Source organism: Methylibium sp. T29, from assembly GCF_000576205.1.
Lineage (GTDB): Bacteria > Pseudomonadota > Gammaproteobacteria > Burkholderiales > Burkholderiaceae_C > Methylibium > Methylibium petroleiphilum.
The window spans coordinates 1-5,721 of record NZ_AZND01000213.1 but is presented as its reverse complement, the minus strand read 5'-3'; the positions used below and the strand labels follow the sequence as shown (position 1 = coordinate 5,721).

Annotated in this window: 7 protein-coding genes and 1 pseudogene; 5 read left to right on the top strand and 3 right to left on the bottom strand. The window is 64.4% G+C overall.

Going from position 1 to position 5,721, the window contains the following annotated elements:
- Together x551_RS17670 and x551_RS17665 are read left to right on the top strand one after the other, a co-directional pair.
- Nucleotides 1–267 (top strand): annotated as a pseudogene (locus tag x551_RS17670) (tRNA uridine-5-carboxymethylaminomethyl(34) synthesis GTPase MnmE); the annotation flags it as partial.
- A 271-nt stretch (nucleotides 268–538) separates the two neighbouring features.
- Nucleotides 539–1,663 (top strand): site-specific integrase, encoded by a 1,125-nt coding sequence (locus x551_RS17665; protein ID WP_231497619.1) that lies wholly within the window; start codon nucleotides 539–541, stop codon nucleotides 1,661–1,663.
- A gap of 283 nt (nucleotides 1,664–1,946) precedes the next feature.
- On the opposite strand, the gene x551_RS17660 is transcribed toward x551_RS17665, so the two are convergent.
- Nucleotides 1,947–2,744 (bottom strand): PKD domain-containing protein, encoded by a 798-nt coding sequence (locus tag x551_RS17660; protein ID WP_036231983.1) that lies wholly within the window; start codon nucleotides 2,742–2,744, stop codon nucleotides 1,947–1,949.
- Nucleotides 2,745–2,882: 138 nt separating this feature from the next.
- Here x551_RS17660 and x551_RS17655 point away from each other — a divergent pair, with 138 nt between their 5' ends.
- Genes x551_RS17655 through x551_RS17645 form a run of 3 tightly spaced genes read left to right on the top strand, consistent with a single transcriptional unit; the run spans nucleotide 2,883 to nucleotide 4,754 of the window.
- On the top strand, nucleotides 2,883–3,131 hold the full coding sequence (locus tag x551_RS17655) for an AlpA family phage regulatory protein (RefSeq protein ID WP_051512123.1): 249 nt from the start codon (nucleotides 2,883–2,885) through the stop codon (nucleotides 3,129–3,131).
- A gap of 41 nt (nucleotides 3,132–3,172) precedes the next feature.
- Entirely contained in the window at nucleotides 3,173–3,676 is a 504-nt protein-coding gene (locus tag x551_RS17650; protein ID WP_036231988.1) for a helix-turn-helix domain-containing protein, read from the top strand.
- Nucleotides 3,657–4,754, top strand: coding sequence for a tyrosine-type recombinase/integrase (locus x551_RS17645; protein WP_051495691.1), 1,098 nt, complete (start codon nucleotides 3,657–3,659; stop codon nucleotides 4,752–4,754). The genes x551_RS17650 and x551_RS17645 overlap by 20 nt, the downstream gene beginning before the upstream one ends.
- An 84-nt stretch (nucleotides 4,755–4,838) precedes the next feature.
- On the opposite strand, the gene x551_RS17640 is transcribed toward x551_RS17645, so the two are convergent.
- Nucleotides 4,839–5,333 (bottom strand): hypothetical protein, encoded by a 495-nt coding sequence (locus x551_RS17640; protein ID WP_036231990.1) that lies wholly within the window; start codon nucleotides 5,331–5,333, stop codon nucleotides 4,839–4,841.
- 63 nt (nucleotides 5,334–5,396) lie between these two features.
- Nucleotides 5,397–5,721, bottom strand: a 325-nt coding sequence (locus x551_RS25415) for a hypothetical protein (RefSeq protein ID WP_216701340.1), incomplete at its 5' end; no start/stop codon positions are given.

Sequence of the window (5,721 nt, the reverse complement as noted above, 5' to 3'; positions counted from 1 at the left end):
CTGCGCCACCGGCTGTTGCAGCTGGCCGGCTGGCAGGCCGGCAGCGAGGGTGTGTTCATCGCCCGCACCCGGCACCTGCAGGCGCTGCAGGCCACGGCCGAGCACTTGGTGCGCGCGCGGCAGCTGGCGGACCGTGCCGACGCCGCCCTCGACCTGCTGGCCGAGGAGCTGCGGCTGGCGCACGACGCGCTCGGTGCGATCACCGGCCGCTACACGCCGGACGAGTTGCTGGGAGACATCTTCAGCAGGTTCTGCATCGGGAAGTAGGATCGAGTCCAAAGCAGTCCACCGGAATCTAAACAGCGCACCTAAGTGCCTGTCAGACAAGCGGTAGATGCTCCTACACTGTCCACTTGGACCCACCCGCAGCCGAGCCCTGCTGGGTCCAAGTTTGGGTCCAAGTAGCTACTTGGACCCGGGCAGACCGTCTACTTGGACCCAGCGAGGTGCACATGGCGCTCACCGATACGGCCCTGAAGGCCCTGAAACCCAAGGACAAGGCCTACACCGTGGCCGACGAGCGAGGCTGTACGTCGAGGTGTTCCCGACGGGCGGCATCGTCTGGCGCTATCGCTACCGCGTGGCAGGCAAGCGGGAAAAGCTGACGCTGGGCAAGTACCCCGCGCTGACTCTGAAGAACGCGCGGCTGAAGCGCGACGAGGCGGCACAGACTGCGGCAATGGACAAGTCGCCGGCCAAGCAGAAGCAGTTGGCCAAGCGGGCGGCAGCCGACGCGACCACCGTGTCCGAGTTCGGCGAGCGGTTCCTCCGCGAGATCGTCGCCAAGGACCGGCAGGACATCACCATCCCGCGCCGCTATTTCGACAAGGCCATCGTGCCGGCGATCGGTGCCAAACCGGTGTGCGGCGTGACCACCGAGGACGTGCGGGCCATCATCTGGAAGAAGAAGGACGAGGGCTTCGACGCTGCGGCCGGCAGTATCCGCGGCGTCTTGAAGCGGCTCTTCGACTACGCGATGACGGCCGGGCTGGTGACAGTGAACCCGGTGCTGGCGCTGCCAATGCGCCATGTCCACCGATCGAAGTCCCGCGACCGCGCGCTAGCACCGGATGAGGTCCGCAGCTTCCTGAAGGCCGCGTTCGAGTCCAATATCCGCCGCCAATTCAAGATTGGATTGCACCTGATCCTGCTGACGATGGTGCGCAAGTCGGAGTTGCTGCTGGCGCGCTGGGCGCATGTGGACTTCGACAAGGCAGAGTGGCACATCCCGGCCGAGCACTCCAAGACCGGTAAGCCCCACATCGTCTACCTGTCGCGGCAGTCGCTCGCGTTGTTCAAGGAACTTCAGGCGCTCGCCAGCGGCAGTGAACTGGTGATGCCGGGCCGGGGCAGCCTGACCAAACCCTTCGCACACAACGCGATCAACAACGCTTTGAAGATCGCGCTGGCAGGGCAGGACATCCCAGCGTTCACGATCCATGACCTGCGCCGCACAGCTTCCACGCTGCTGCATGAGAACGGCTGGGCGTCGGACGTGGTGGAGAAGGCGCTGAACCACACCATCGGTGGCGTGCGCGGGGTCTACAACCGCGCCGAGTACGAGCCGCAGCGGCGCGAGATGCTGCAGTTCTGGGCGGACTACATCGACCAGTTGATGACGACCGGTCAAGTCGTCCTGGGTCGGTTCAAGCAGGTGGCCTGACGCTGCACTACAGAGTACGCCTGGGGCGCCCGAGCGAAGTAGTGTTGCTGCGTCTTTGGGAAACTCGCTAGACCGCAGGCGGACACGCGCGTTGGCTACGATCGGCGGGGTCCAATTCCCCTGGATGGTTCAGCCTAGGCGCGTGTCGAGGCGGAGTGTACGGCGGCGCCGACAGCGAAGCGATTCGAGTTAATCGTAGTCGGGAACATCGGGGTCGTTGAGGCGCAAGTTGTACAGCGGGTACTCCCCTTGCGATGGTGAACTGCGGCGTCCCGGTGGTCATTCACCCGACGTTCACGGGCACCAAAGTCATGGTGTCGTTGCCGAAGATGTCTATCACCTTTACCGCCACCGTGTAGCGGCCAGGGCGGTCGTAAGTGTGCACGGCCGTGGTCAGGTCAAGGACGCGGCTTTGGCGGGTGCGAAAACTCTGCCACTCGTTCTCGAAGATGTAGCCGCCCGTCCACCGCTCCTCGAACTCGGGCAGCTTCAACTCGCCCTGGGGCGGCTCGAAGCCTTCCAAGCTGGCCACGCCACCAATGCCCGTGCCCACGGGAACCTTGATGATCTCCTTGCGTTGCAGGTAGTCGAAGTCCACGGCCCAGTAGTCCACCCAGTCGGTCCAGTGCTTGGTCAGCCGCTCCCGATTCACCACGCCTTCCTTGTTCTTGCTGATCTTGTAGAGCTGGCCCTGCTCGCAGATCACTTCGCTCTTACCTTCCTTCAAGGCGGCAATCGCGGCCTCTGCCGCCCCCTGCGTGTAGTACACGGAGAAGTCGGACAGCTCTATGCTCACGGCAAGCTTGTTCTTCTTGTCGTAGCGGGGGCTGGCCTCGACAAAGCTGATGTCGTGGAAGACCACCTGGCCCTTGTCCACCGCCCGCTTGTCGAAGACCTCGGCGGGGATGTACTTCGGGCTGAGGTCGATGCCCTTGCTTCGGGCCTCTTCCAGTACCGCAGGGAACAGGCCCATCTCGAACTCGAATGCCAGGATGGCCGACAAGATCGCGACAATCCTGCGCGCCGATGGGTTGCCACCAGGCCCGCGCACGTAGTTCCCGACACCCACGATCGCGAGCATCGGCGCGGGGTTCGAGGCCGTTGGCGGGTTCCTGGTACCGAGTCTGCGCAGTCCACTGCGCCTATTCATTGGCGCCGATATGCGAATGATGCGAAGCCATGTTCCCGGATAGGCCGGGAGCGCCTAACAGGGGCGAACATGGCGCATCAACTGCAATCTTCACGGGCCATCTTGCGGCGCACGCAAGTGGAGGCGGAATCCGGCTACTCACGTTCCACGATCTACCTGCGTATCTCGCAAGGGCTGTGGACCAAACCCGTCAGCCTGGGAGCAAGGGCTGTAGGCTGGCCTTCGGGCGATGTGTTGGCGCTGAACGCGGCGCGTATCGCAGGCAAGACTGACGAGCAGATCCGCGCACTGGTGCTGAAACTGGAGCGAACCGCCTGATGGCCGATGCCGGGACAGCGGCGTCCGCGCTGGAGTAGGCCGTGCCCGCCACCCGGCTGAACCCGCGGCTGGCCAAGATCCACCGTAGTTACACGGTGGAGGAGATCGCCAAGCTGTACGGCGTGCACCGAAACACGGTGCGGGCCTGGATCGGCCGCGGCCTGCCGACCATCGATCAGCGTCGCCCGTTGCTGGTGCTGGGCAGCCACTTGGCCGACTATCTGCAGATTCGGCGCACGGCGAACAAACGGTCGTGCGCTCCGGGCGAGATCTACTGCTTGCGCTGCCGTGAGCCACGGGCGCCGGCCGGGGGCGTGGTGCGCTACCACCCGCTGACGCCGACGCAGGGCAACTTGGTGGGCCTGTGCGGGTGCTGCGGCGCGGGCCTCAACCGCCGCGTGAGCCAGGCCAAGTTGCCGCTGGTTCAGGGCGTCTTGAGCGTCATGCTCCCGCAGGCGCGGGAGCACATAGACGAGAGCGCTCTGCCCTCCCTGAACAGTGACTTCGTGCAGTACGGAACCGACCATGCGAAAACACCACCCTGACAACGAGCGCATCAAGCGCGAGTACTTCGTGCTTCTGAAGGAGGCGAAGGGCCAGAGCGAGGACTCGGTGGACGCCGCGGCCAAGGCCATCGCGCGCTTCGAGGCCGACACGCAGTATCGTGACTTCAAGGCCTTTCACTTCGAGCAAGCGGTGGCGTTCAAGCGGCGGCTGGCCGACCGCGACAGCAAGACGACCGGCGAGAAGTTGAGCAAGGCCACCCAGTACGCCACGCTGGCGCACCTGAAGCGCTTCTTCCAGTGGCTGGCGCTGCAGCCGGGTTATCGGTCAAAGCTTCGGTACTCAGATGCCGAGTACTTCAGCTTTTCCGACAAGGACTCCCGGGTGGCCAGGGCGCGTCGCGAGCGGCCGGTACCGACGCTGGAGCAGGTCAAGCACGTCATTGGAACCATGCCGGCCAATAGCGAGATCGAGCAGCGCAACCGCGCCCTGCTGGCCTTCGCGCTGCTGACCGGCGCCCGCGACAGCGCGCTGGCCAGCCTGAAGCTCAAGCATGTGAACTTGGAAGCTGGCAGCGTCTTCCAGGACGCGCGCGACGTGAAGACCAAGTTCAGCAAGACCTTTACGACCTTCTTCTTCCAGGTGGGCGACGAGATCCGGCGGATCGTGGACGACTGGGTGCAGCACCTGCGCCGAGACCTGTTGTGGGGCAACGACGACCCGCTGTTCCCGGCGACGCGGGTCGAGTTGGGTGATCGGCTGCAGTTCGAGGCGGTCGGCATCGAGCGCAAGGCGTGGGCGACGGCGGCGCCGATCCGGGCGATCTTCAAGCAGGCGTTCCAGGCGGCGGGGCTGCCGTACTACAACCCGCACAGCCTGCGCAGCACTCTGGTGCTGCTCGGGCAGCAGGTGTGCCAGTCGACGGAGCACTTCAAGTCGTGGAGCCAGAACCTGGGGCACGAGGGTGTGCTGACGACCTTCATCAGCTACGGGACGGTGGCGACCCAGCGGCAGGCGGAGATCATTCGGTCGTTGGGTAACCAGCCTCAGCGGCCGTTGGAGGTTCGTGCGATGACATGGCCGAGGCATTGCTCCGGGCTATGCAGCGCCGTGGATTGAACGTGGCGGCGCCAAGCAACCCATTGACACCCGACCTGCCACAAAGCACCAACTGACCGACCCGGCAGGCCGATTGAACCGCTGTCATCGACCGTACCGACGTGTCACAAAGCGCGCTGGCCGGAAGAATGCGCGCTCTTCCTTATCCGGGGGCGGCGGCGCTGATCGTGGTGACCAGTCGGGCGTGCCCCGCCTTCGAGCGCGCTCGGCCCGGACCAGCCAGAAGACGAAGTGCGACAGGATCACATACAGGTGTTTGGGGCAATGGTCCCAGAACCAATGAAGCCGGTCGATGGCATCTGCCGGTGCCGTAAGCAACCGCGCACCACGCATGTCCCACGGGAGCAATATGCCCTCGGTGCTGCATTGCTCCAGGACCAGCAGCACCTCGGGATCTTGCATAAGCCACTCGAGCCACGCGTCGAACTCCGGGTCGAAGTCGGGGTCGAGTTCCGCTGCGATCGCGTGGTGGCTCAGCTCGGCGGGCAGTTCTGCACTATCGGCAACGTCGAAGTCGATCGCGCGAAGCTCCATCGCGTCGGCCTCGGCGTACCAAGGGTCCGGGTCTTCGTCGTTCATCCAAGGCCCCTTGACCTGACTGCTCTATCGGGCGAGGTGGCCGACCGGCTCAGTCGTCCCACGTCAAGGCCGAATCTGCGAAGTAGTCCGTGAGTCCCGGCCCACCGAGGAACCGCATCTCTTTCGCCTTATCGGAGGGCGACCGGATGTTGACAGGCCCCATACGCAACCCTTCGACGCGACGGCTTTTTCGAACCCGTCGAAGTCCGTGATCTTGAACACCTTCTGCTGGCATTGATCGCAGAACTTGATGTCTGGGTGGTCGGTTTCCGTGAGCTGCTCCGGTTTCAGCCGGCATCGATAAATGACCGCCACGCGCTTGTCATCGGCGGCTTGGCCATTCAGAACAATTGCGGTCGGTGAGGTGTCGCGCAGCATGTCCGCCCCC